At 54.8% G+C, this 24,235-nt stretch carries 21 protein-coding genes and 1 pseudogene; 15 read left to right on the top strand and 7 right to left on the bottom strand.

Annotation, left to right across the window (positions count from 1 at the left end; all coding sequences use genetic code 11):
• Window positions 1-10: 10 nt before the first annotated feature.
• Window positions 11-1,201: a glycine C-acetyltransferase gene (locus LKE28_00835; GenBank protein ID MCH3906824.1), complete on the bottom strand. Its 1,191-nt coding sequence runs from the start codon at window positions 1,199-1,201 to the stop codon at window positions 11-13.
• Window positions 1,194-2,153 (bottom strand): NAD-dependent epimerase/dehydratase family protein, encoded by a 960-nt coding sequence (locus tag LKE28_00830; GenBank protein ID MCH3906823.1) that lies wholly within the window; start codon window positions 2,151-2,153, stop codon window positions 1,194-1,196. The genes LKE28_00835 and LKE28_00830 overlap by 8 nt, the downstream gene beginning before the upstream one ends.
• A 101-nt stretch (window positions 2,154-2,254) precedes the next feature.
• On the opposite strand from LKE28_00830, the gene LKE28_00825 reads away from it, so the two are divergent.
• On the top strand, window positions 2,255-2,824 hold the full coding sequence (locus LKE28_00825) for an XRE family transcriptional regulator (GenBank protein MCH3906822.1): 570 nt from the start codon (window positions 2,255-2,257) through the stop codon (window positions 2,822-2,824).
• Between the two features lie 2 nt (window positions 2,825-2,826).
• Here the strand turns inward: LKE28_00825 and LKE28_00820 are convergent, their stop codons facing one another.
• From LKE28_00820 to LKE28_00800, 5 genes are all read right to left on the bottom strand, one after another.
• Window positions 2,827-3,741: a carbohydrate ABC transporter permease gene (locus LKE28_00820; protein MCH3906821.1), complete on the bottom strand. Its 915-nt coding sequence runs from the start codon at window positions 3,739-3,741 to the stop codon at window positions 2,827-2,829.
• The gene (locus LKE28_00815) at window positions 3,731-4,819 is read right to left on the bottom strand and encodes a sugar ABC transporter permease (protein MCH3906820.1); all 1,089 of its coding nucleotides are present in this window, start codon (window positions 4,817-4,819) and stop codon (window positions 3,731-3,733) included. The genes LKE28_00820 and LKE28_00815 overlap by 11 nt, the downstream gene beginning before the upstream one ends.
• 100 nt (window positions 4,820-4,919) lie before the next feature.
• Window positions 4,920-6,281, bottom strand: a complete 1,362-nt coding sequence (locus LKE28_00810; GenBank protein ID MCH3906819.1) for an extracellular solute-binding protein — start codon at window positions 6,279-6,281, stop codon at window positions 4,920-4,922.
• A 65-nt stretch (window positions 6,282-6,346) separates the two neighbouring features.
• Window positions 6,347-7,453 carry an ROK family protein gene (locus LKE28_00805; GenBank protein MCH3906818.1) on the bottom strand — a complete coding sequence of 369 codons (1,107 nt, stop codon included), beginning with the start codon at window positions 7,451-7,453 and terminating at the stop codon, window positions 6,347-6,349.
• Complete coding sequence (locus tag LKE28_00800) at window positions 7,453-8,586, bottom strand: hypothetical protein (protein ID MCH3906817.1); 1,134 nt, start codon at window positions 8,584-8,586, stop codon at window positions 7,453-7,455. The genes LKE28_00805 and LKE28_00800 overlap by 1 nt, the downstream gene beginning before the upstream one ends.
• 343 nt (window positions 8,587-8,929) lie before the next feature.
• Here LKE28_00800 and LKE28_00795 point away from each other — a divergent pair, with 343 nt between their 5' ends.
• The 14 genes and pseudogenes from LKE28_00795 to LKE28_00730 all read left to right on the top strand — a co-directional run bounded on the left by LKE28_00795 (window position 8,930) and on the right by LKE28_00730 (window position 24,233).
• Window positions 8,930-9,535, top strand: coding sequence for a V-type ATP synthase subunit E (locus LKE28_00795; protein MCH3906816.1), 606 nt, complete (start codon window positions 8,930-8,932; stop codon window positions 9,533-9,535).
• 15 nt (window positions 9,536-9,550) lie between these two features.
• A complete protein-coding gene (locus LKE28_00790) occupies window positions 9,551-10,084 on the top strand; it encodes a DUF2764 domain-containing protein (GenBank protein ID MCH3906815.1) in 534 nt (177 codons plus the stop codon).
• Between the two features lie 11 nt (window positions 10,085-10,095).
• A pseudogene (locus LKE28_00785) lies at window positions 10,096-11,855 on the top strand (V-type ATP synthase subunit A).
• A gap of 10 nt (window positions 11,856-11,865) precedes the next feature.
• Complete coding sequence (locus LKE28_00780) at window positions 11,866-13,167, top strand: V-type ATP synthase subunit B (protein ID MCH3906814.1); 1,302 nt, start codon at window positions 11,866-11,868, stop codon at window positions 13,165-13,167.
• Between the two features lie 9 nt (window positions 13,168-13,176).
• Entirely contained in the window at window positions 13,177-13,788 is a 612-nt protein-coding gene (locus tag LKE28_00775; protein MCH3906813.1) for a V-type ATP synthase subunit D, read from the top strand.
• Window positions 13,789-13,801: 13 nt separating this feature from the next.
• Window positions 13,802-15,649: an ATPase gene (locus LKE28_00770; GenBank protein ID MCH3906812.1), complete on the top strand. Its 1,848-nt coding sequence runs from the start codon at window positions 13,802-13,804 to the stop codon at window positions 15,647-15,649.
• 32 nt (window positions 15,650-15,681) lie between these two features.
• On the top strand, window positions 15,682-16,125 hold the full coding sequence (locus LKE28_00765; protein ID MCH3906811.1) for a V-type ATP synthase subunit K: 444 nt from the start codon (window positions 15,682-15,684) through the stop codon (window positions 16,123-16,125).
• A gap of 118 nt (window positions 16,126-16,243) precedes the next feature.
• Window positions 16,244-17,281: a (E)-4-hydroxy-3-methylbut-2-enyl-diphosphate synthase gene (gene ispG, locus LKE28_00760; GenBank protein ID MCH3906810.1), complete on the top strand. Its 1,038-nt coding sequence runs from the start codon at window positions 16,244-16,246 to the stop codon at window positions 17,279-17,281.
• On the top strand, window positions 17,275-20,112 hold the full coding sequence (uvrA, locus tag LKE28_00755; GenBank protein MCH3906809.1) for an excinuclease ABC subunit UvrA: 2,838 nt from the start codon (window positions 17,275-17,277) through the stop codon (window positions 20,110-20,112). The genes ispG and uvrA overlap by 7 nt, the downstream gene beginning before the upstream one ends.
• 28 nt (window positions 20,113-20,140) lie before the next feature.
• On the top strand, window positions 20,141-20,392 hold the full coding sequence (locus LKE28_00750; protein MCH3906808.1) for a hypothetical protein: 252 nt from the start codon (window positions 20,141-20,143) through the stop codon (window positions 20,390-20,392).
• Window positions 20,320-21,189 carry a hypothetical protein gene (locus LKE28_00745; protein MCH3906807.1) on the top strand — a complete coding sequence of 290 codons (870 nt, stop codon included), beginning with the start codon at window positions 20,320-20,322 and terminating at the stop codon, window positions 21,187-21,189. Before LKE28_00750 ends, LKE28_00745 begins: the two co-directional genes overlap by 73 nt.
• Window positions 21,173-22,153 carry a hypothetical protein gene (locus LKE28_00740; protein MCH3906806.1) on the top strand — a complete coding sequence of 327 codons (981 nt, stop codon included), beginning with the start codon at window positions 21,173-21,175 and terminating at the stop codon, window positions 22,151-22,153. The genes LKE28_00745 and LKE28_00740 overlap by 17 nt, the downstream gene beginning before the upstream one ends.
• Window positions 22,126-23,265, top strand: a complete 1,140-nt coding sequence (locus LKE28_00735; protein MCH3906805.1) for a hypothetical protein — start codon at window positions 22,126-22,128, stop codon at window positions 23,263-23,265. Before LKE28_00740 ends, LKE28_00735 begins: the two co-directional genes overlap by 28 nt.
• Window positions 23,266-23,279: 14 nt before the next feature.
• Window positions 23,280-24,233, top strand: a complete 954-nt coding sequence (locus LKE28_00730; protein MCH3906804.1) for a PhoH family protein — start codon at window positions 23,280-23,282, stop codon at window positions 24,231-24,233.
• The last annotated feature ends 2 nt before the right edge of the window (window positions 24,234-24,235 follow it).

The raw sequence follows: 24,235 nt of genomic DNA, 5'->3' as shown, positions 1-24,235 counted from the left end.
CGTTTCTTCCTTACCGGATAATGCCCGATGCTTTCCCTATCTTGACAAAAGCGTTCACCGCCCGGTCGATGTCCTCTTTCGTATGCGCTGCGGATAATTGTACGCGTATCCTTGCCTTGCCTTTGGGGACGACAGGATAGGTGAATCCGATGACGTAGATTCCTTGCGCAAGAAGTTCGTTCGCGATCTCCACGGCCTTCGCCTCGTCGTAGATCATCACGGCGATGATGGCGGTATCCCCCTTGATCAGGTCGAATCCGGCTTCCTGCATTTTCTTTCTGAAATAGGCCGCGTTTTCCTTTGTCCGTTTCGCATAGGGATTTTCATCCGAAAGCATCTTCAGTACCTGAAGCGTCGCGCCGCAGATGGCGGGTGCGAGCGAGTTGGAGAAAAGATAGGGACGCGCACTTTGACGGTACAGGTCGATCAGTCGCTTTTTTCCGCTGATGCACCCGCCGCTGGCGCCGCCGAGTCCTTTGCCGAATGTAGTGGTGAGCAAATCTATCCTGTCCTCAACATGCCAGTATTCGCCTGATCCCCTTCCCGTATCCCCGAGATATCCGGTCGCATGGGAGTCGTCGACCATCACCATGCTGTCATAGGTATCGGCAAGATCGCAGATTTTATCCAATCTGGCCACATCGCCGTCCATGGAAAATACCCCGTCCGTACAGATGATGCGTCTTCGCTTTTCCTTCGCCTGTTCAAGACAGCGCTTCAGATCGTCCATGTCGGCATGCCTGTAACGCAAACGCTCCGCCTTGCTCAGTCGCGTCCCGTCGATGATGGACGCATGGTTCAGCTCGTCGCTGATGATCGCGTCGTCCTGTCCCACCAACGGCTGAAACAGGGCGCCGTTCGCATCAAAGCAACTGGAAAACAGGATCGTATCTTCTTTATGAAGAAAGGAGGAAAGCGCGTCCTCGAGTTCCTTGTGGATCCGTTGCGTACCGCAAATGAAACGAACGGAAGAAAGGCCGAACCCCCATCTGTCCATCGCATCCTTCGCCGCTTGGATTACGCGCTCGTCATCGGAGAGTCCGAGGTAGTTGTTCGAGCAAAAGTTCAGTACCTGTTTTCCTCCCACCTGAATGGAAGCCTTCTGCGGGCTTTCAATGACCCGTTCGTTTTTGAATGTTCCTTCGTCTTTCTGAGTTTTCAGAAATTGGTCGATTTCCCGTGCCGTTTTTTCGTCAAGCATGTCGTTTTTCCCTCCTCTCGATTGTTTCAAGCATATCGTCCGTCATGGCATCAAGACCATATGCCGGTTTCCAGTCCCATTCTTCCCGCGCCGCATGATCGTCAAGACGATCCGGCCAGCTGTCGGCGATGGCCTGGCGCACAGGATCGACATCGTATTCGATCACAAAGTCGTGCATTCTTTTTCTGATGCTGCTTGCGATGTCTTCCGGGCACAGGCTCATCGAAGTGATGTTGAACGCATTCCTGTGCTTGAGCCGTTGTGGAGAAGTCTCCATAAGCTGGAAGACGGCTCGAACCGCGTCCGGACTGTACATCATGTCCAGATATGTATCGCCTTTGAGAAAACAGGCGTAACGCCCTCGGTCAACCGCAGCATAATAGATTTCCACCGCGTAATCGGTAGTTCCGCCTCCCGGAGGCGTCAGGTTGCTGATAATTCCGGGAAAACGCACTCCTCGGGTGTCCACGCCGTATTTCGCGTGGTAGTAATCGCACAGAAGTTCGCCGGTCACTTTCGTCACGCCGTACATCGAAGCCGGTCTCTGAACGGTATCCTGTGGCGTATTCATCTTTGGCGTGGTGGGTCCGAAAGCTCCGATGGAAGAAGGGACGAACACACCCGTTCCTTCTTCTCTCGCCACCTCGAGCGTCGCCAGCAGTCCGTTGATGTTCACGTCCCATGCCTTTTGGGGATGTTGTTCCCCGTTGGCGGACAAAAGCGCCGCCAAGTGAAAAATGGTATCGATATGATAGCTGCGGACGATCTTCGCAAGCGCTTCTCCGTCCCTGCTGTCCAGTCGTTCGAACGGTCCGCTTGCGATGAGATCGCGGTTCACGTCATCCCTGATGTCCGTGAGCACGACATGGTCGTTCCCGTATCGTTTCCTTGCTTCCCACGCGATCTCGGACCCAAGTTGTCCGAGCGCTCCGACGATCAAAATATTCTTCATGGTGACACTCCAATTGACAGGTGGATTTCACTCCATTACAATATATGTTTAGTATATTGAACAAAGTTTAATATGTCAAACATTTTGTAGGGGGACAAGCAATGGATAATCCGCCGAAAGTAGGGCAGAATATTCTGAAAATCAGGTCTCGGAAAAAACTGACGCTGAACGCGCTTTCGGAACGGTCGGGGATTTCCAAAGGGATGCTGTCCCAGATCGAGAGCGAAAAGGCGAATCCGACGGTCGCGACGGTATGGAAGATTGCCAGAGGACTGAACGTCAGCCTGAATGACGTGCTGGAAGAGTCTGCGGAAGAACAGAAACTGTTTTCGGTCAATCCTGCGGGTAACGAAAACAATACCATAGAGACCACGGAAAATGGAGTCACCATCCATATCCTCTCTCCGATGAGCATGGTGGAGGACCTGGAAATGTATTACTGTACGTTCGAACCCCACAGCAAGCTTTCCAGCGAACCCCATTACGAAGGCACTACGGAATTCCTTACCATCATCAAAGGAACGGTGAAGGTATATACCGACAGGGATTCTGCAGAACTGAAGAAGGGGGATTTCATCATGTACCGATGCGACGTCAATCATACCATAGAGAATGCCTCAGGACAGACGGCGATCGTCCACATGGTGGTGCGGTACGCCGTCCGTACCTGAATTCATCCTTTTATTGCTCCGCCGCCCACACTGGTCGTGATCTGTTTCCTGAAAACAAGGTAGAAGATCAGCATCGGCATGAGTCCGACCACCAGCGCCGCGAATTCTTTCCCGTAGTCCGAGGAGAGCGTCCCCGAGAATTTATAGATGCCTAAGGGCAATGACTGGTACTTCATGCTCGAAACCATGATGTTGATGAGCGCGAACTCGTTCCAGATCGTCGGGATGTTGAGGAGCCCGATGGTCGTCAGAATGGGAGTGCACATCGGTATGATGACGGACAGGAATATCCTGAAGTATCCCGCGCCGTCGATCAATGCCGCCTCCACCAAGGAATTCGGGACACTTCGCACATAATCGGTGCAAAGATACACACCGAGGGGCAGGAGCGAACCGATGTAAACGAGAATGACGCCGAATCTGGTGTTGTAGAACAGATGAAACGAGTTCGGATTGCACCAACCGAGTTTTCCGAAGAATCCTCCAAGCAAAGCGTCGAGTTGGGAGACCTGCAGGAACAACGGGACCATCAAGGTCTGCGTAGTCAGCAAAATTCCCAAGGAGAAGATGGAATACATCGTCTTCGTGGAATGACGCGTCAGTTTTGCGAACGCGAATCCCGTCAGGAGGGAAAGGAACGCCGCCACTGAGACGGACACCGTCGTATACAAGACGGAGTTCCAGAACAGCACTCCGAAATTCCCGACTTTCCATGCGCCCGGATAATTTTGGGGATAGAACGTGTGGGGCAGGCCGATCATGTTCGAACGGAATTCAACCGTGGTCTTGAAGGAGTTGATGATAAGCCAGATCAACGGTACGATGGCGAGCAATGCGAAAAGAATCATAATCACATATGCGAAAAACTTCCAAAGGAACGCTCCTACTCCTCGTTCCCTGCGGCAATCAGTCTTCATGTGTGCCTCCGAAATGTTTTTGAATGGAACGCGTTAAGATGATCAACACGACGCTGAACAACACCATCATGATCGAGATGGCGTTCGCAAGCGGATAATCCGGCGTGCCCATGAATGCTTTCTCGTACATATATATGGAAAGGACCTGAGTGATTCTCGCCGGTCCTCCTCCCGTCATTGCGTAGATCATCGCGAAGGAATTCAGCGATCCCGAAATACACAGCACCGCCGCGTTCATGATGGATCCCGAGAGCTCGGGAAGAATGATGTGCGCGAGGATGCTCTTTTCCTTTGCTCCGTCGATCTGGGCGGATTCGATCGTCTGTGCGTTGATCTTCTGCATGTTTGCAAGGAAAAGGATAAGGTATGTACCGGTCCAACACCAGAGCGTGACGAACAGGATGGGAACCATCGCCGTTCCTTCCTTGTTCAAAAAATCAGAAGTCCATACGGGAGCGAGTAAATTGGTAAGATCGGAGACGATCGTCTGGATTCCTTCCGTCGATATCCCGCGAAGCATTTCTGACAAACCAGGAACGGGTGCGGAAAATGCCGCCGCGGCGGTCTGGGGATTGATGGCGATAATGCTTTTGACGAGTTGGTCCGTCACCACAAGGTTTCCGTCGGCGCCGAACGACCCCGCAAGGACCCTCGAGAGATTGTTCGAGAAAGAGAAGGCGTACCATCGGTTCATCAGTTCGGAAAGGGGTCCGTACGGAGAGAAGATCAGATTCCACATGATGCCGATTACGATGACGGAGATGACGGAGGGCACATACAGAATACCCTGCCAGAAACCGCCGAATTTCACAATCTTACGGTAGATGAGATATGCAAGAAAAAGTCCGAGGGGTAGTTGCCCGAAGACCGAGATCAACACCACGAGGATGTTGTTTTTGAATGCGTGCCAGAAATACGGATCAGAAAAAAGCCTTCCGTAGTGCTGGAACCCGGTGATCTTCCATCCTGCGTTTCCAAAAATCCTTCCACCGCTGAAATTACTCAGCGACAACACCAGTGACAGAATGATGGGGAACGCCATGACGAACAAGTAAATCACAAACGATGGGATCACCATCCAGCAATAGGCTTTTTTTTTACCTTATTTGTTGATGAATCCATGAAGACCTCCTCTCAAAATGTTCAGGCCCCGACGGGGGACCTGAACGTATTGTCAGTTATTTCTGGGTATTGGAAGCGATCCATGCGTCCATGGCGGTTTGGACTTCCGCCGCAGCCGCTTCCGGGGTCTTCGTCCCAAGACCGATTTCCTGTAGCACTTTGTTCAGCACCGTGTAGATGCTGGGATCAAGTGCGGAATCAAGTACATAACAGGTTCCTTTAATGGTAGAGTAGTATTCCATCATCTTCGTCGTCAACGGCTCCAGTTTGTCGCTGGTCACGTCGGTGCGGGAAGTGATGTATCTCCCCAATTCAAGGAACTGTTTCTGCACGTCCTGCGAGTACAGGTACTTCAACAGTTTCGTCGCAGCCTGTTCTTTTGCGGAACCTGCGGGAATTGCCGAAGAAATGCCGTATCCGCAACCGAGCGTAGAGGAAACCACCCCAGGATACTTTTCGCCGGGAATCGCAGGGAACGCCATCAGCGCGATGTTGTTCTTCTGGTCTTCAGGGCTGATCAGCGCCTGTCCGGACGACTTATCGGTAAGGAACGCACTCTGCCTCCAGTCTCCATCGATGAGGAACGCCGCCTTGCCTGAAGCAAACAGTCCGGGTACCTCTCCATAGGAGAGCTGGATGGTATTGCGGGACAGGACCCCGTCCTTGTACAATGTGTCGATGAACCGAAGCGCATCAACAAATTCTGGATCCGTGAACTTCACTTTCCCCGCTTTCGCGTCATCAATCCACTGCTTGTTCACAAATCTTCCGGCAACGGTGGAGAACAGGCACGACTGCATTACCCAGTCATCCTTGTTCGCCATCAAAACGGTCTGGATGCCTTTCGCCTTAAGCTTGGGAACCATCGCCTTCAGGTCTTCGTAGGTTTTCGGAAGAGAAAGCCCGTTGTCCTTCAGCAGTTTCGTATTGATGTACATGACGCTGGAATAACAGATTGACTGGGGGAGCATAGCGAGATAATGTCCGCTTTGGTCATCCGTATTGAGCGCGGCCGGCAGGAAATGTGAGAGAAAATCGCTGCCCAACAATGGGACAAGATCCTTGACCAGATGCTTTTGATGCAGTACCGCCGAACGACCCGACGGATACATGTACATTACATCGGGAATTGTCCCCGCTGCGACGTAGGCAGCCAATTTCTGATGGAACGCCTCGTTGGTGAGGTCTTCCTTTTTCAAAACGATTCCGGGATTCTCATCCATGAACTTCTGCCAGACCGCCTCGGATTCCTCATATCCGGGCGCGGTAGCGTCGCTATAGTCCAGAATACTCAGCGTCGTCGTCTCCGTTCCTTCCGTCGCGGTCGGGATTTGTTCCTTCGTACCGGCGGCGAAAAGCATACAGGAGGCAAGCAACAGGACCAGAACGATACCCAAGTTTCTTCTTGTCGTTGACATGTATTTCTCCTTTTCCCAAAAAGTATGTACAGCAACATACGTTGCATCGCAAACACAACAAAAGGTTACGGAATTCTCCCTGAGTCGAGCAAAACCTGGAAAAGTTTTCCCGCGGCCCCATAGGCGATCATATTCGCGCCGTACGAAGAGTAGTCCACGGGAACTTCTTTCTCGACGGGGAAAATCCAATTGTCAGAAAGCGCCTTCCTCGTTACGTCGCATAATTGGCGGCCGGGGGTTTCGAGATCGCTGCTTATGAAGATTTTCCCGATGTCCAGGGTATTCGAGAACATGGCGATATTGGCGGCAAGCTCGTTGATGAAGCGTGTCATTACGTCCTGATCCGTGAGGATTCTGTCCGTCTCCGCTTTGTTGAGCGACGTTTGGTTCTCGTTCCGTTCCGAACAAAACACACTGCGGAATTCTCCAGCAAAGGAATGCACCCCGTAATGGATTTTGCCGTTGATGACGATGCCGAGACCGATGCCGACCCCTCCATATTGTTTGTGGGGGACGAGCGCCTGTTTGAATTCCACCAGCAGGAACAGGAAATTTCGGGGTGGGGGATTTTTGGGGAAGGCAAGTTTTGCCCATGCACAGCAATTTGCGTTGTTCTCCAGCGATACAGGCAAAGAGGTCTTGCGATGGATTTCATCGATGAAGGAAAATTCTTCTCTTACGTCCAGTGGTACGGAATACCTGATGGTGTTGTTCTCCCAGTTGATCAAGCCGCCGACGCCGATGCCGATACCCAGGCAACGGGGGACTGTTTGTCCGTGTTCACGAATAAAATCCCGTTGGATACGGATGATTTCGTCCGTTATGTTATCCTTCGTGATCGACTCATTCACTTCTTTGGAAAACACCGCTTCGCCCGCGAGATTCACCGCTGAGAGCGCATAAGAACCCGCTTGGATGGAAATGCCGAGTACGGTACCGTAATCCTTGTTCAACGAAAGGGGAATGGGCCTTCGACCCGTCGTCCCCGAATTTTGCATCGCTCTTGATTTTGGCAATTCGCAGATCACGTTTCGCTTGATCAAATCCGTTGTTTCGGATGTGATGGTCGATTTGTCGATGCCAAGACGTTTCGCGAGATCCGCTCTGCTGTCGAGCGGATGTTGCCAGAGAGACCTGCAGATTTTCGTTGAGTTGCGGATTCTCCTCGCCATTATTCGGTTCCTCCGCAAATTGTCGTCATCACGCCCCGCCATACATCCATCAACCGGAGAAAGGCCTCCGAGTTTGCCTTGAGTTTTCCGGCATCAGCGCACACCGCGGCCTTCGCGTTCTCCATGAAACCGTTGCATTCGAAATGATCCGTGTCCATAAAACGCTGTGCGGCGTCAATACTCGAGCACACCGCTTTCCGCTCAAGATCCGGGCCGGTGAAGTATTCCATGAATCCGCCAAGACTTTCTCTCGGGATGCCCATCAAACGCAGTTTTTCCCTCACGTACAGAAATCGAACGATATCCTGTCGTTGCCTGCTCCAGAAAGCTTTTGCCCGTTCTGGAGGAAGGTGAAGCAGGACAAGATCCTTGTCAAAGAAAAAGGAGAAGCCCCGGTACGAGCAGTTTAGAAGATAATCGTCGTCCTCTCCTCGGTTCACGAACGGATCGAACGGTACGTTGGCAAAGAGCCTCTGGTCGATGACCATGTTTCCCCCGAAGCCGAGCGTGGATTCCATGATGGATTCCCGAGCGTCGAGATACTGTTGTATTTGGGCGTTGAACAGTTCGTCCTTCGGCCATTGTGAACCCCATGGCCCTTTCTGTCCGTCGTATGTCTTCCTGCCGTTTTTGTCCTCGACGCATCCATCCTTTCCAAGGATCATCTTCCCCTTGTACCGTTCCCCTATGTGGGCGAGCGCCCGGGTTTTGTAGTCGGGGGAAATGCATTCGTCGTCGTCGATCATGATGATCTGGTCGTATCCGTGTAATGCGGCGTAGGCAAGCCCGATGTTACGCACGCCTCCGTACGAATCGCTTCCGATGAGTACCCGATCACTTACGGAAAGTCCGGCTTTGCCGAGCGCATCCGTCAAGGAAACCAGAAGATCTGGAGTACAGACAGTAACGGGAAGGTCATATGCATGGCAGATCGTTTCGACTTTTTGGGAGATTTCGGGAGTGCACGGCGCGGGAAGCACCATGATGTGATCCGAGAACCCGATGTGCTGGAGATTGTCCAACGTTCTTCCCAACGTCCCTTCTTCCGTAATGGAAGAGGGATGATCGAACACCTTCCAACTTTGCAACGTTTCCGTACTCCAATATGTGGGAATGAAAAGGCAGCAAGCCATGTTTGTCTCCATTTGTTGATTTTTCCAACAAACTCATCATACCATTGAATCTGGCATCTGTCAAAGACTTTTGTGTATGAATAGTTTGCCCTTTTCCAAAATCATTTGTCATCATCGATTTTCCGTAACTTGAGGCGAAAGAAAGATCGTCACAAAGGGAATTGTTGTTACGGACCTGTATATCCGGGTGAAATTGGTGCTACAATTCCCGGCTTGTGTACGGGGATATGGGCGTTGCAAGGCGAAACGATAAAACGTGTCAGAAAGGGTATTCTTTTTTTTCTGCCAGTTTGGTATAGTTGATGGTACATTTCTTTCCGAAGGGAACAAGGCAGGAATTCAGATGGCACTACAGATTCAGGATTTGGTAGCATCCATACGCAAAGACGGCGTCGAAGCCGGCAAGCAGGATGCGGAAAAGATCATCGCCGACGCGAAAAAGCAGGCAGGGGAGATCGTGCAGCAGGCACATAAGGATGCTGCGACGGCGATGGCGGACGCACAGCGGGAGATCGAGGTGCGGGACAAAAGCGCACGCGCTTCGCTGCAGCAAGCCGGTCGTGACGTGGAGCTGTCGCTGAAGAAAGCGATCACGGCGGAACTCGACGCGATTCTCGAAACGAAAATCGAAAAAGCGTTTTCCGGGAAGGAACTTGCCGAACTCATCATCAGTGTGGTGAAAGGCAGCATGGTCGACAGCGCAAAGGAAGAGATCCTCGTGAACCAAAAACAGTATGAGGCGCTTGCCCGTTCGCTGAAGGCGGATCTCGGCGAGGAGATGCGCAAAGGACTCGTTATTCGTCCCGTGGAAAACGTCGAGAGCGGTTTTCGTGTCGCTGACAAGGACGGAAGCGGATTCTATGATTTCAGCGCCGAAGAAATCGCCAGTCTGATGAAACCGTTTCTTGGGGATGAACTCTCCAAGATTATCTTCGCTTCGGCGAAGTAAGGAAAGGAGCGCGTTTTGGCTTCCTATTATTATCTGGTAGCGTCGTTGCCGATGCTCCGGTATGACAGCCCTTCCCCCATTACCGTGGACCAGTTCCTGGCGGATTGCCGGAGCGCCATGGATGGCAAAGCGTACCATCTGGTGGAATGTGCCGTCACCGGGAAACCCGCAAACAATCGATTCCTCCGTACGTATCAGCATTTTTGCCTGATGGTACGCAAGGAGTTGTCCGAACAGCGGGCCCGCCGGCTTTCCTTGCCGGGCGAAACCTACAAGAACGACGGAGAGAAGAGCTATGTGATCACCGACGCGGTGCGCGCCGCAGTGTCCAATGAAAACGTCCTGGACGCGGAGATGTCGTTGATCATCCTGCAGTGGAAACAGCTTGACGAAATGACGGCGGGGCACACCTTCGACATGGAAGGCGTGCTTGGCTATGCGCTGAAGCTGGGTATCATCACGCGCAAGAACCTGTTCGACAACGAACAGGGTAACATCGAATTCCGCAGGTTGTTCTCCAATCTGCAGTCCGATGTCAAGAGCAAGTAGTGGAGAAGGGTATGGCAAATATGAACGGACGTGTCGTCGCGGTGAACGGCAACATGGTGGCAGTGGAATTTGAGGATGTCATCTCCAAGAACGAGGTCGGCTACATCAAGGTAGGCGACACTCGTCTGAAGGGAGAGGTCATCAAGATCAACGGAAAGACAGCGTCGTTGCAGGTGTTTGAATCCACCAACGGGGTCGCTGTCGGGGACAGCGTGGAGTTCTCCGGCCAGATGCTTTCCGTCGAGTTGGGCCCAGGGTTGCTCACCCAGGTGTACGATGGATTGCAGAATCCGCTTCCCAAGCTTGCCGAGCAGTGCGGGTTCTTCCTGCAGCGTGGTGTCTACCTTGGACCCGATCCCTGACAAGGAGTGGGCGTTCACCCCGTCGGTGAAGGCTGGGGGACAAGGTCAGGCCGGCAGACGCCATCGGAAGCGTTCCGGAAGGGCTGTTCAAGCACCAGATCATGGTGCCTTTCTCTTTGCCCGACGTTCCGTATACCGTCAAGGAAATCAAACCGGCTGGAACGTACAACGTGCGTGACCATATCTGCACCATCGTGGATGCGAAGGGCAACAGCCACGAACTGTCCATGGTGTTCAGCTGGCCGGTCAAGCGTGCCATCAAGAATTATGACGAGCGTCTCCGTCCGGACGAGACGATGGTCACCAAGATTCGTATCATTGATACCTTCCTTCCGGTGGCGAAAGGCGGGACGTTCTGCGTACCTGGGCCGTTCGGCGCGGGAAAGACCGTGCTCCAGCACTTGGAAAGCAGGAACTCCGAGGTGGATATCGTGATCATCGCCGCATGCGGTGAACGTGCAGGCGAGGTTGTGGAAGTCCTGAAGGAATTCCCAGAGTTGATCGACCCGAAGACGGGACGTTCCCTGATCGAACGAACCATCATCATCTGCAATACCTCATCCATGCCGGTAGCAGCCCGTGAGGCGTCCGTCTACACGGCGGTGACCATGGCGGAGTATTACCGCCAGATGGGGCTGAACGTCCTGCTCCTTGCAGACTCGACCAGCCGGTGGGCGCAGGCCATGCGTGAGATGAGCGGTCGTCTTGAGGAAATCCCCGGAGAGGAAGCGTTTCCCGCATACTTGGAAAGCCGTATCGCCGAGTTCTATGAACGGGCCGGAAAAGTCAGGCTCCGCAACGGAAAGATTGGATCGGTCACCATCGGCGGAACGGTATCTCCAGCCGGTGGCAACTTTGAAGAGCCGGTGACCCAAGCCACGTTGAAGGTAGTTGGTGCGTTCCACGGCTTGTCCCGTGAACGGTCCGATGCGCGTAAGTATCCTGCCATCGACCCGCTGACCTCCTGGTCCAAGTACAAGGGGATCATCGACGAGCGGAAGGTCGCCTATGCCAGGGACGTTTTGTTCCATGGCAGCGAGGTCAACCAGATGATGAAGGTTGTCGGTGAGGAAGGAACTTCGGTGGATGACTACATCGTCTACCAGAAATCGGAGTTCCTGGACGCCGTGTATCTGCAGCAGAACTCGTTCGATCCGGTGGATGCCGCCGTTCCGGTGGATCGCCAGCGCTACAGTTTTGACAAGTTGTTCCGCATTCTTGCGACACGGTACAATCTTACGGAGAAGAAGGACGTGCGTACCTTCTTCAACCAGCTCAGGCAGAAGTTCCTTGACTGGAATGATGTCGCCTGGCAGAGTGACCGATTCCGTGAAGTGGAGAAGGAACTGGACGAAATGTACCAGGAAAAAGCCGTTTCGGTCGATCCCATTGCGGAAACGTTGATGTAAGGAGCCGGTGATGCAAAAGGTATATACAAGAATTGAATCCATTGTGGGAAACGTCATCACCCTGCATGCGGACGGGGTGCGCAACAATGACCTCGCCGAGGTGAAGACCAAGATGGGTACGAGCTTCGCAAACGTCATCAAGCTTGACCATGGATTGGTCAGTCTGCAGGTGTTCGCAGGAGCTCAGGGTGTTTCGACGGGAGATGAAGTCCGGTTCCTGGGTCGTCCTATGGAAGTTTCCTATTCGGACAACCTGCTGGGACGTGTGTTTGATGGTTCCGGGGAACCTCGTGACAAAGGACCCGCGTTGACGGACAATCTGATCCCCATCGGGGGACCTTCCGTCAACCCGGCAAAACGTATCGTGCCCCGCACGATGATCCGTACCGGTATCCCGATGATCGACGTGTTCAACACGCTGGTGGAAAGCCAGAAACTTCCGATCTTCTCCGTCAGTGGAGAGCCGTACAACCAGCTTCTGGCCCGCATCGCCATGCAGGCCGAGGTTGATCTGATCATCCTGGGCGGCATGGGGTTGAAGTATGATGACTACCTGTTCTTCAAGGATACGTTGGAGAAGAGCGGCGCCATGTCGCGCACCATCATGTTCATCCATACGGCGTCCGATCCGACGGTGGAATGCATGATGGTCCCGGATATGGCCCTGGCCGTCGCGGAGAAGTTCGCGTTGGATGGCAAGAAGGTGCTTGTGCTCCTGACCGACATGACAAACTACTGCGACGCCATGAAGGAAATGGCCATCACGATGGACCAGGTTCCGTCCAACCGTGGATATCCAGGAGATTTGTACAGCCAGCTGGCAGCGCGGTACGAGAAGGCGGTTGACTTCGAAGGTGCCGGTTCCATCACCATCCTGGGGGTCACCACGATGCCCGGTGATGACGTGACCCACCCGGTTCCGGACAACACCGGATACATCACCGAAGGCCAGTACTACCTGAAGAATGGGCACATCGAGCCGTTTGGCTCCCTGTCCCGTCTGAAGCAGAACGTCAACAAGGACACCCGTGACGACCATCGCGCCCTGATGGACGGTATGATCAAGCTGTACGCCCAGTACAAGGAGTCGCTTGAGAAGAAGTCCATGGGATTCATGATGACCGAGTGGGACGAGAAATTGTTGAAGTACGGCGCTTTGTTCGAGAGCAAGCTGATGGATCTGTCCGTCAATATTCCGCTTGAGAAAGCGTTGGATCTCGGTTGGGAAATCCTTGCCGAGTGTTTTGATCCCAGTGAGACGGGACTTCGCTCCGATCTGATTCAGGAACGGTGGCCGAAGAAGGCCAGCTGAGGGGGAGTGATGGCGGTCAAACTGACGAAAAATGAGTTAAAGGTCCAGAAGGATGCCCTGAAACAGTTCCAGCGGTATCTGCCGACCCTCCAGCTGAAGAAACAGCAACTCCAGCTGGTCATCCGGCAGATTGAAGCCCAGATGGAAGATCTGGAGCGAAAGCAACGGGAACTGATCGATGGCATCCAGGACTGGATTGCCGTGTACCATGAGAACACGGCGTTCCGGGAGGACCTGAAGCTGGAACATCTCGTCAAGGTTGACACGGTGGTCAAGACGAAGGGGAATATCGCCGGGGTCACCATCCCGGTGTTCAAGGAACTGACGTTCCAGCCGATTGTCTATGACCTGAATGACTATCCGCTGTGGGTGGACAAAGGGCTGGCGAGTCTTCGTGACGCCGCCCGGTATGACGCCTTGGTCACGGTACTCCAGGAGCAGGTTTTCCTGCTTTCCAAGGAGCTCAGGACGACCAGCCAGCGGGTCAACCTGTTCGAGAAAGTGAAGATTCCTGAAGCAAAGGAGAACATCCGGCGCATCGGGATTTATCTGGGCGACCAGCAGACGGCGGCAGTCGTCCGCGGGAAAATCGCCAAGAAAAAACTGGTGAAGGTGTCGTGACATGATAGAACCGATGAAAAAAGTGTTTCTGATTGTACAGACACACAACAAGAAGGAAATGCTGAAGAAGCTCCGCAAGGCCGGTCTGGTCCATGTGGTCGAGGCGGAGAAGCCCAGGACCACGGAGATCGAGGAACTGGGGAAACGGAGTGAGAGTCTTTCCCGTATCCATGCTGCCTTGGTGGAAGCGACGGACGCCAAGCATCCGGTGGAGCAGAAGCATCTGGATGAGGATGCATTCGTCGAGTTGACGCAGCAGTTGGACAAGGAACTTGCCGAACGGAAGACGCTGCAGGATCTGGTCACCCGTGATGAGCGGGAGGCGGAACGGCTTGCCCCATGGGGGGAATTCAGCCTTGACGACATCGCTGCTCTTGCCAACCAGGGGATTCGTCTGGACTTCTATACCATCGGCAGGAAGGAACTGGACGGGCTGAAGGATGTTCCATACCTGGAACTGGATTCGGTGGAAGGGCTTGCCGCGTTCGCCACGGTCAACGGAACGGGAGGATACATCCCGGGCGCGACCAAGTTTGAACTGCCGGAGAAAAGCCTTTCGTTCCTTCGCACGGAGATCAAGGAAAGCAACGCCCGGATCGATGAGATCGGACATGACATCCAGATGGCCGTCGCCTATCGGGAAGAGGTGGAAAAAGCCATCAAGCTTACCGAACAGGACGTTCGGTTCGAGCATGTTGCCCTGTCGATGGATGGGGACGAGGAAATCTGCTATCTGGAAGGCTTTCTGCCTGCCCGCAAAGAGGCTGATTTCCAGAAGCTCGCCAAAGAGAACGCCTGGGGGTATGACACCGAGGAGCCGGAAGGTGAGGATAATCCGCCGACGTTGCTCCGGTATCCGAAAGGATTCGGCATCATGCAGCCGATCTACGATATCCTTGGCACGTTGCCAGGCTATCGGGAGCGGGATATTTCCGTCTGGTTCCTGCTGTTCTTCGTGGTGTTCTTCGCCATGATCGTCGGAGACGCAGGCTACGGCCTGGTGTTCGTGATCATCGGCCTGTTGCTGCGGAAGAAGGCGGGGAAGGGAACGGCGGCGTCCAATCTGGTCACGTTGCTTGGCGGCGGTACGGTGGTCTGGGGGGCTCTGACCGGTACGTGGTTCGGCTCCCAGCTGATCATGGAGCATTTGCCGTTTTTGCAGAAGCTGGTCATCCCGCAGTTGACCAACTTCCCGGAGACCGAGATGTTCTCCCAAGTGACGTCAAAGGACGTACAGAACACCATGATGGGATTCTGCTTCCTCCTGGGAACGATCCAGCTTTCGCTGGCCTGCGTGATGAACATCGTCTACAAGGCCGGGAAGAAGAACATCAGTCTTCTGGCGGATGTCGGCTGGTTGCTGGACATCCTGGCGCTGTACCAGGTGATTTTGATGCTGGTCTTCAGCAAGAAGATCGACACCACGTTGGCGTTCTCCACCGTCGGGGTTGGCTTTGCGCTGGTGCTGGTCTTTGGAAACCAGGGGCCGGGGGTGAAGTTCGGGGACGGATTGAAGACAGGATTGGCGGGATTCCTGCCGACGTTCCTCAACACCATTTCGTGCTTCTCCAATACGATGAGCTACATCCGTCTGTACGCCGTCGGCATGGCTGGGTTCGCCATTGGCAACAGCTTTGATACGATGGCTGAGGGGGTGTTCCAGAGCGCGCCGCTGTTGGTGGGCGTGATCGGATTCCTGTTCGTCGTGTTGATCGGCCACAGCCTCAACCTGGTGATGAGCCTGTTGTCCGTCATTGTGCATGGTATTCGGTTGAATATCCTGGAGTTCTCCAATCAGTTGGGAATGGAGTGGTCAGGATACAAATATGATCCGTTCAGAGAAACGGTGAAAGAAAACTAATCGTTGTTTGGTAACAACTAAGGAGTAGAAAAATGGCTAACGTACAGTTTCTTGGAATGGCGTGTGCTCTCGGGCTTTCCGCGCTTGGTTCCGGTCTCGGCGCAGGAGCGGCGTGCTCTGCTGCCGTCGGTGGGTGGAAGAAATGCTATGCGAATGGCAAACCGGCTCCGTTCATCCTCGTCGCGTTCGGTGGTGTTCCGCTCACCCAGACGATTTACGGGTTCCTGTTGATGACCTTCATCAAGAACGCATTGTCCCGTTCCAATCCGGTGGATCCGCTTCTTGCAATGTCCGTCGGTATCTTCGGTGGCATTGCCATTGGGCTTTCCGCCTGGATGCAGGGAAAGTGCGCCGCCAGCGCATGTGACGCATTCGCGGAAACCGGCAAAGGTACGGCGAACTATTTCATGGTCATCGGTATCATTGAAACCGTCGCGTTGTTTACCTTGGTTTTCAGCCTGTTGATGCTTGGCTGAAGCAGACTGACCGAACAACGGTTGGAAGGAAGGGCCATTGCAAACGCAATGGCCTTTCCCATATCATGACTTGTCACGGTATACCGTATCTGGTAACATGCGTTAAGGAGTTGGAAGCATGGCACGAACAGCTCGGATTGGTGATCTGGTGTTGGGATCGGGATATCCTGTCCGGATCCAGACGATGTATGATTCTCCCATCCCCCACGGGAAAGAGGCGTTGGATGAGCTGTTGCGGCGTCTTTCCTCGTTGAAAGCGATGGGGTGCGATATCATTCGTTTTTCCTATCCATCCGTTGCCGATCATGACGCTTTCCACTTTTTGTGCACTCACAGTCCGATGCCGGTGGTCGCAGACATCCACTTTGACTACCGATGCGCGTTGGATGCCATTTCCTGCGGGTGCCAGAAGATACGGATCAATCCCGGAAACATCGGGCAGCGGTGGATGGTGGAGGAGGTGGTACGCTCGGCCAAAGACCATGGGGTGGCCATCCGCATTGGGCTGAATGGCGGCTCTCTTCCCCGCAGTGGAAACAGTGATGAGAAACAGCGGATGGTGGACAGCGCGCTGGACTATCTTTCGCTGTTTGATTCCCTGGGGTTTTCCGATACGGTGATCTCGTTGAAATCCAGTGATCCAGAGACCTGCTACCAGGTAAACTCGCTGTTTGCTTCGCAAAGTGACTGTCCTCTGCATCTTGGCGTGACGGAAGCCGGCTCGGTGGTCAGCTCCGTCACCCGGTCCACCTGGGCTCTGGGACGGTTGCTGGATCAAGGGATCGGGAACACCATCAGGATCAGCATCACCGGACCGATCGAGACGGAGGTGCAGGCGGGAGTGGAGCTGCTTCGTACGTTGGGGCTTCGTCGGGGGGGCATCCGGATCGTCAGTTGCCCCCGATGCGGGCGGTGCAGTTTTGACACCCAGGGGTTTCTCGCGTCGGTGGAACAGGAGCTTCTTACCATCGACAAGGATCTGACGGTGGCCATCATGGGTTGTCAGGTCAACGGACCGGGGGAGGCGAAGCACAGCGACATCGCCATCACCGGGCTGGGAACGAAAGTGTTCCTGTACAAACACGGCGTCCTCGCCCGGGAAGTGAAACGTGAGGATGCAAAAAAAGCATTGTTTGAGGCAATCGCGGAATGTTGAACAAACTGATCATCAAAGGCGCCAGGGAGCACAACCTGAAGAACATCGACCTGTCCTTGGACAAGGACAAGTTGATCGTCATCAGCGGGCTGTCCGGCTCAGGCAAAAGTTCGTTGGCGTTTGATACCATCTTCGCCGAGGGACAGCGTAGGTATGTGGAAAGCTTGTCCGCCTATGCCCGGATGTTCCTTGGCCGGATGGAGAAGCCGGACGTTGATTACATGGAAGGGCTTTCGCCCGCCATCGCCATTGAACAGAAGTCGACCCACCGTAACCCACGTTCCACCGTGGGGACGATTACGGAGATTTTCGATTACTACCGGCTCCTCTGGGCACGTTGCGGAAAAATGCACTGTTCCATCTGCGGACGGGAGATTTCAGAGATGTCTGTTGACCAGATCATCGACGTGATCTACCGCGCCGGGGAAGGAAGCCGGATCATGGTCAGCGCCCCGGTGGCCATCCGCCGGAAGGGTGAATACAAGAAGACGTTTGATGATGCCCGGAAAGCAGGATTCCAGCGGGCCAAAGTGGATGGGGCCATGGTGATGCTGGACGAGCAGATCCAGCTGGACAAGCAGGTCAAGCATACCATCGACATCGTGGTGGACCGCCTGATCCTCCGAAAGGAAGAACGACAACGGCTTGCCGGCGCCATCGAGACATGCGATGACATGACGGGCGGTCTGGTGAAGATCACCTTCATCGGAGAAGATGGAAAGGAGCGGGAAGAGATCTACAGCGAACGGAATTCCTGCCCGGTCTGCGGCGTGACGATGCCGGAGATCGAGCCAAGGCTGTTCTCGTTCAACAACCCGTATGGCGCCTGCCCGGATTGCAAAGGATTGGGCTACAAGACGGAATTCGACCCCGATCTGTTGATCCCCGATTACAGCCTGTCGTTCAACCAGGGAGCCATCGCCTGCCAGAATCCCCAGGCGGAGTGGAGCAGGGTTCCGTTCAAGGCGCTTGCCGATGCCTACGGCTTCACGTTGGATACGCCGTTCTCCAAGTTGCCCAAAGAGGTGATCCAGATCATCCTGTACGGCTCGAACGACCGACTGGAGATGCACTATCAGTCCCAGTACGAGCAGGGGACGGTGCAGCGCAAGTTCCCCGGCCTGATCCCCGAAATGCGCCGCAGGTACTATGAGACGCAGAGCATGCAGATCCGCATGTGGATGGAAAACTTCCAGAAGGAGTCGGTCTGTCCGACCTGCCATGGACAGCGGCTTCGCCCTGAGGCGCTTGCCGTGACGCTGGATGGAAAGAACATCATGGACGCGACCCATCTGTCCGTCACCGATTCCATCGCGTTCTTCGACCAGCTGGAACCAAAATTGACGGACAACCAGCGGGAGATATCCCGGCAGGTGATGAAGGAGATCCACGCCCGGCTCCGGTTCCTGTCCAACGTCGGGCTTGGGTATCTGACGCTGGACCGCGCCAGCGCCACCCTTTCCGGAGGGGAGGCGCAACGGATCCGGCTGGCCACCCAGATCGGCAGCGCGCTCTCCGGCGTGCTGTACGTGCTGGATGAGCCGTCCATCGGACTGCATCAGCGGGACAACCAGAAGTTGATCGACACATTGAAGGACCTCAGGGATCTGGGAAACACCGTCATCGTGGTGGAACACGACGAATCGACGATCCGCGAGGCGGATTACGTCGTCGACCTTGGGCCGGGAGCCGGTGTCAACGGCGGGTACATCACCGCCCAGGGCACGCCGGAGGAGATCGAAAAGAACCCGGCGTCCATCACCGGACAGTTCCTCTCCGGCAAGCTGACCATCCCGGTGCCGCAGAAACGACGAAAGGGCAATGGAAAGAAACTTCACTTGGAAGGGGCGTGCAAGAACAACCTGAAGCACATCAACGTGGATGTGCCACTGGGGAAACTGGTTGTCCTGACCGGCGTCAGCGGCTCGGGGAAAAGCACGTTGCTCAATGAGGTGCTGCTTCCCGCGGTGCGAAGCCAGATGGACAAGAAGAACGACACGTTTGATGGCTACAGCAAGCTGACCGGCGTGCAGTATCTGGACAAGGTGATCAACATCGACCAGAGCCCGATCGGAAGAACACCGCGTTCCAACCCGGCAACGTACGTCGGAATCTTCGATCCGATCAGAAATTTGTTCGCGTCGTTGCCGGAAAGCAAGGCGCGGGGGTACAAAAGCGGACGGTTCAGCTTCAACGTGCCCGGCGGCCGGTGCGAGAACTGTCATGGGGACGGCACGCTGAAGATCGAGATGAACTTCCTGCCGGATGTGTACGTCATCTGTGATGTCTGCCATGGCAAGCGGTTCAACCAGGAGACGCTGTCCATCACGTACAAAGGGAAGAACATCGCCCAGGTGCTGGACATGACGATGGAGGAGGCCAGCCAGTTCTTCAGCGCCATCCCGTCCATCAAACGGAAGGTGGATACCGTCTGTTCCGTCGGACTTGATTACATCAAGCTGGGACAGAGCGCGCTGACCCTCTCCGGCGGGGAAGCCCAGCGGGTGAAGCTTTCCCTGGAATTGTCAAAGATCGGGACCGGCAAGACGCTGTACGTGCTGGACGAACCGACGACCGGTCTGCACTTCGCCGATGTGAAGAAACTGATGGAAGTGCTGAACCGGCTGGTGGACAAAGGCAATACCGTCGTGTTGATCGAGCACAACCTGGACGTGATCAAGCAGGCCGATTGGGTGATCGACCTGGGGCCTGAAGGTGGGGAAGGTGGCGGGACCGTGGTCTGCCAAGGGACTCCGGAGGATGTTTCACTTTGCAAAACATCGTACACGGGGTACTATCTGAAACAGATGCTCCACCATGACAACGGCTAGAAGGCTCATCAGGCTGATTCCTCTGTGCGTGGCGCTCCTTCTCCCAGGAGCACATTTTGTATCGGCGAAGAGCGCAACCGCTGCGGCGTTGATCACCACGGCGGACCGCAGGGAGCTGGAAGCGATGGCCAGCCTGCGTGGGCTTGCCGTCGCCGGAGTCTCGGACGAGGATCTCCGTTCCCGGCTGTTGCTCTGCCGAAGGCTTGGATGCGTCATCCGTTTCCCAAACCACTACGGAAGAAGGACGAAGAGAAAGAATCCTACACGTTGCATGTCCTGAAGGCGGATCGCATGCGCAAGGATGGCAGTACCTCGCTGGTCACGTTGTTGGGTTCGGTATCCGCCTCGTTCCTGTTGCAAGGGCAGGAATCGGAACGACTGCTTTCGGCGAACAAGATGGTGGTCGACCTGGACAACTCGATGCTCTCCGCAATGGGGGACGTAACCTACCAGGATGCAGACAAGAATGCGGCCGTCCAGTCGATGCAAGGTGAGATGATCACGCTGGATTGGAACCGTTCTTCGTTGTCCGTCAATGAAGGCACGACCCAGACCAACCGGAAGAACAGTGAGGATGAGGAGATCACGTTTTTCACCACGGGAAACAATATTACCTACGATACCTCACAGGGCGGCATCTCGTTCGACCATGGATACATCACCAACAATCAGGAACACGCTTATTCCTCCATTACCGCAGAGAAGCTTGTCATGATGGACAATGGTGACATGGTGATGCAGAACGCATACCTGTCGTTGGGGCGGATTCCGATCATTTGGGTCCCGTACTTCTTTTTCCCCGGTTCCCGGATGCTGGGGAACCCCGCCATCGGGCAGGAGAGTGAGCGTGGGTGGTTTGTCAACACCACGTTCGGCATCTATGGCAGTGACCCGTCCATCACTTCGGCAAGTTCTTCCAGTTTCACCCGCCTGTTGGAGACGGATGATCCGGACGCAGCCCGGATTCTGGACGGACCGGTGTATCGTACGCTTCGCCAAGGGGAGAGCCTCTCTCCGCTGCAGCAGTGGGCGAAGGACACCGGGTCTCTATCTCAGCCTGTTGGCGGACAGCTATGAGAACAGCGGGCTGTCCGTTGGGGTGGTGACCAGCAACACCCTTTGGAACAAGAAACTGACCATTACGGGGGACGGACGGCTTGCCGTGACGGAGGATGGGGCGGAGAGCCTGACAACCTCATCCTCGTATCCAAAGACACGGTACCTGCTTGATTCCAGCCTGAAATTCAGCGCCAGTGGCCTGAATCTCACGCTGTCACTGCCCTTGTACTCCGATCCCAGCGTCAAGCGCACCTATGCCAACCGGTTCACCGGTTTCAGTCTGGACCACCTGGCCGGCGCCACGTGGCCGACGGACTACACCAGCGACATCACCAGCTATACCTGGAAGGCGAACCTGAGCTTCACGCTTCCCGAAGCGAAGAAAACGAAGTTGCTGGACAGCCTGAGCATTTCCGCCGCCCAGGCCTCGGCGGTGTTCACCTGGCGGAGTCTGGACAGCCAGTATGCCTACCGCGTCTCATCGGTGACGCTGCCCAGTTTCACCGCGTCCATGGGGGGAACGTTGTTCAGCACGGTGAAAACACCGGACTCCAAGAAAGAGACGACTCCACCAGAACAAGAACAGGAACCTTCTCCGGCAGAAAAACCGGCAAGCGAAGAGACTGCGGACGTAACCTTGCAGAACCTGTTGAAAACAGCGTTCCGCCCGACGGTGGCCACACGGAGCACGACAACCGGCACCCGATACGCCAAACTTACCTATTCGCTGAACGAACAGTTCACCCAATCGGCCAGCAGTGTATCCAACCAGTTCGATTGGGACGCAACCCACTATTTGTATTCACTCACCCGGGGAAGCCTGACGTTCGACTCGGTGGTCGATCCCGCTGCTTTTGACCTTCACCCAGACGTTCACCCCGAGTTTCACCTATACGGTGGACAAGAGCAGGGAGACGTACCGGACGTTGAGCTTCCGCGTCGTCTCCAGTACCGGTGTCCACCATTCCCGTACTTGGCCTGACCTACTCGTTGACCCAGCAGTTGTACAACTATACGGAATCGACCACCACCGATGAGGTGACGACCACCGACGAGGCGGCGTTCAAGTTCACCTCATCCTACGTCACCACCCACCAGATCGTCTTGTCAAAGACCATCCGGATGGGAAGCGCAACGCTGACGCCGTCGGCCACCTACGTGCTCCCACCGTTGACCCAGAGCCTGACGCCCGCGTTGGCCTACCGGAACGGGAACCTGCTTCTTTCCAGTTCCTTCAAGTTTGTCCAAGGGGACGACGGAATCCTTGCCCGGGATTTGATCACGGCAAAACTGGCCTACGACGGCTCGGTGCTGGATGCAGCGTTCACCTGGAATTACCAGAGTGACGAATACACCGAAGAGGATCCCTGGGGACCGCTGGATTCCACCGGTTCGTTGTTCCTCAGCCATTGGGGGCTTACCGTAGGAGGGGCGTATGACTACGAGACCCGTTCCTCAAGCGGTGATTTCTATTTCAATTCCCTTTCCGCCACGGCGGGCATCGGACCGCTGAAAAGCACGATGACCTACGTCGGGTCCTACGACGCGCTGGAGAAAAGCACGTTGGTAACGACGGTCAAGCTGAGTGACTGGAAGATCCGATGGTGGAAACGGAGGTGCGTGTTGGATCTGGATCTGGATTCTTCGTTGACCATCAACTACCTGGATCCGCTCGCAACCAACTTCTCCATCACCGCTTCGGTGGCGTTCTCCCTTGCCGAGCTGCTGGATCTGAAATTCTACGTCACCAGCGGGAACAACGGGTTCTTCACCTACTACGATGATGACGGCTTCAGCTGGAAGCTGATGATGGAAGACCTTCTGCGTTCGTTTGATATTTTTGGAAATGGGGTGCACCAGACGCAGTTCACCATGTCAAAACTGGGGTTGGAGCTGGTGCATTACATGGATGACTGGACGCTCAATTGCAAGTACACGGGAAGTGTTGTATTATCCAACAATACCTATACATGGGTTCCCGTCGTCGCGGTATACCTGCAATGGAAGACGATTCCGGAACTCAAGGTGGATCAGAACTGGACGAAAACGGCGGGCGCTGCTGCCTGGAAATCGGTCAGTTCGTCCAGTACGTGATACTAAGGAAGGCGATGGAAACACATTTGGCGTTTGATGACCAGAGCGAAATGGAGAAGGTGTGCGGCATCAATGACAGCAATCTTCCCTATCTTGAGGTGCTGTCAGGCTGTGAATTCTCCACCCGCGGCAATGTGTTGTACATCCAGGGTGATGAGGAACGGGTCGATCTGGTGGATGCGCTGTTCGATCGGCTCAGGCATCTGGCCGGCAGCAGGGAAAGCATCTCGGAAGCGGAAATCTTCATGGAGTACCAAAGCCTGAAAGGTGGTGGAGGGGAGCCGGTCTCCTGGACCGAACCCCAGACGGCTACCATCATGGTCCATAACCGGCTGGTGTACCCCAAGAGCGCCCAACAGGAAACGTATATTCGTGCCATGCAGCGTTGCCAGATCGTTTTCGCCACGGGTCCCGCCGGGACGGGGAAGACGTTCCTTGCCGTCAGCCATGCCCTGTCGCTCTTGCTCTCCGGGAAACGGCAGAAGCTGGTGCTGACCCGTCCGGTCGTCGAAGCGGGGGAGAGCCTGGGGTTTCTTCCCGGAGACTTGTCCCAGAAGATCAACCCGTACCTTCGTCCCCTGTACGATGCCATGGAAGCGTTGCTTTCCCCGTCTGCCGTCCATAAGCTGGAGGAGAACGGATCGATCGAGATTGCGCCGTTGGCCTATATGCGGGGCCGGAGCCTGCAGAACGCCGTGGTGATTTTGGATGAAGCGCAGAACACCACCAAGGAGCAGATGCAGATGTTCCTTACGCGGATCGGCGAGAATGCCACGGCGATCATCACCGGGGATGTGTCCCAGATCGATCTGCCTCGGGGAAAGGAAAGCGGCCTGGTGCATGCCGTACGCATCTTGGATGGGATTGACGGCATCGCCATCATTCCGTTCTCCAGCAGGGATGTGGTGCGTGGTCGTATTGTGCAAAAAATCATTGACGCGTATGCTCAAGACAGAAAAAGGAACTGATT

This window comes from Sphaerochaeta sp. (assembly GCA_022482495.1).
Classification (GTDB): Bacteria; Spirochaetota; Spirochaetia; order Sphaerochaetales; family Sphaerochaetaceae; genus RUG023.
This window is presented reverse-complemented; position numbering and strand designations above follow the sequence as displayed.

What these genes read in the sequence shown, in the direction of transcription:
- LKE28_00770 (MCH3906812.1), top strand. Translation starts at nt 13,802, where the DNA reads ATGAAAAAAGTGTTTCTGATTGTACAGACACACAACAAGAAGGAAATG.
- LKE28_00805 (MCH3906818.1), bottom strand. Translation starts at nt 7,453, where the DNA reads ATGGCGAGGAGAATCCGCAACTCAACGAAAATCTGCAGGTCTCTCTGG.
- LKE28_00795 (MCH3906816.1), top strand. Translation starts at nt 8,930, where the DNA reads ATGGCACTACAGATTCAGGATTTGGTAGCATCCATACGCAAAGACGGC.
- LKE28_00800 (MCH3906817.1), bottom strand. Translation starts at nt 8,586, where the DNA reads ATGGCTTGCTGCCTTTTCATTCCCACATATTGGAGTACGGAAACGTTG.
- LKE28_00730 (MCH3906804.1), top strand. Translation starts at nt 23,280, where the DNA reads ATGGAAACACATTTGGCGTTTGATGACCAGAGCGAAATGGAGAAGGTG.
- ispG (MCH3906810.1), top strand. Translation starts at nt 16,244, where the DNA reads ATGGCACGAACAGCTCGGATTGGTGATCTGGTGTTGGGATCGGGATAT.
- LKE28_00775 (MCH3906813.1), top strand. Translation starts at nt 13,177, where the DNA reads ATGGCGGTCAAACTGACGAAAAATGAGTTAAAGGTCCAGAAGGATGCC.
- LKE28_00815 (MCH3906820.1), bottom strand. Translation starts at nt 4,819, where the DNA reads ATGGTGATCCCATCGTTTGTGATTTACTTGTTCGTCATGGCGTTCCCC.
- uvrA (MCH3906809.1), top strand. Translation starts at nt 17,275, where the DNA reads ATGTTGAACAAACTGATCATCAAAGGCGCCAGGGAGCACAACCTGAAG.
- LKE28_00780 (MCH3906814.1), top strand. Translation starts at nt 11,866, where the DNA reads ATGCAAAAGGTATATACAAGAATTGAATCCATTGTGGGAAACGTCATC.
- LKE28_00820 (MCH3906821.1), bottom strand. Translation starts at nt 3,741, where the DNA reads ATGAAGACTGATTGCCGCAGGGAACGAGGAGTAGGAGCGTTCCTTTGG.
- LKE28_00745 (MCH3906807.1), top strand. Translation starts at nt 20,320, where the DNA reads ATGCGTCATCCGTTTCCCAAACCACTACGGAAGAAGGACGAAGAGAAA.
- LKE28_00835 (MCH3906824.1), bottom strand. Translation starts at nt 1,201, where the DNA reads ATGCTTGACGAAAAAACGGCACGGGAAATCGACCAATTTCTGAAAACT.
- LKE28_00830 (MCH3906823.1), bottom strand. Translation starts at nt 2,153, where the DNA reads ATGAAGAATATTTTGATCGTCGGAGCGCTCGGACAACTTGGGTCCGAG.
- LKE28_00765 (MCH3906811.1), top strand. Translation starts at nt 15,682, where the DNA reads ATGGCTAACGTACAGTTTCTTGGAATGGCGTGTGCTCTCGGGCTTTCC.
- LKE28_00825 (MCH3906822.1), top strand. Translation starts at nt 2,255, where the DNA reads ATGGATAATCCGCCGAAAGTAGGGCAGAATATTCTGAAAATCAGGTCT.
- LKE28_00810 (MCH3906819.1), bottom strand. Translation starts at nt 6,281, where the DNA reads ATGTCAACGACAAGAAGAAACTTGGGTATCGTTCTGGTCCTGTTGCTT.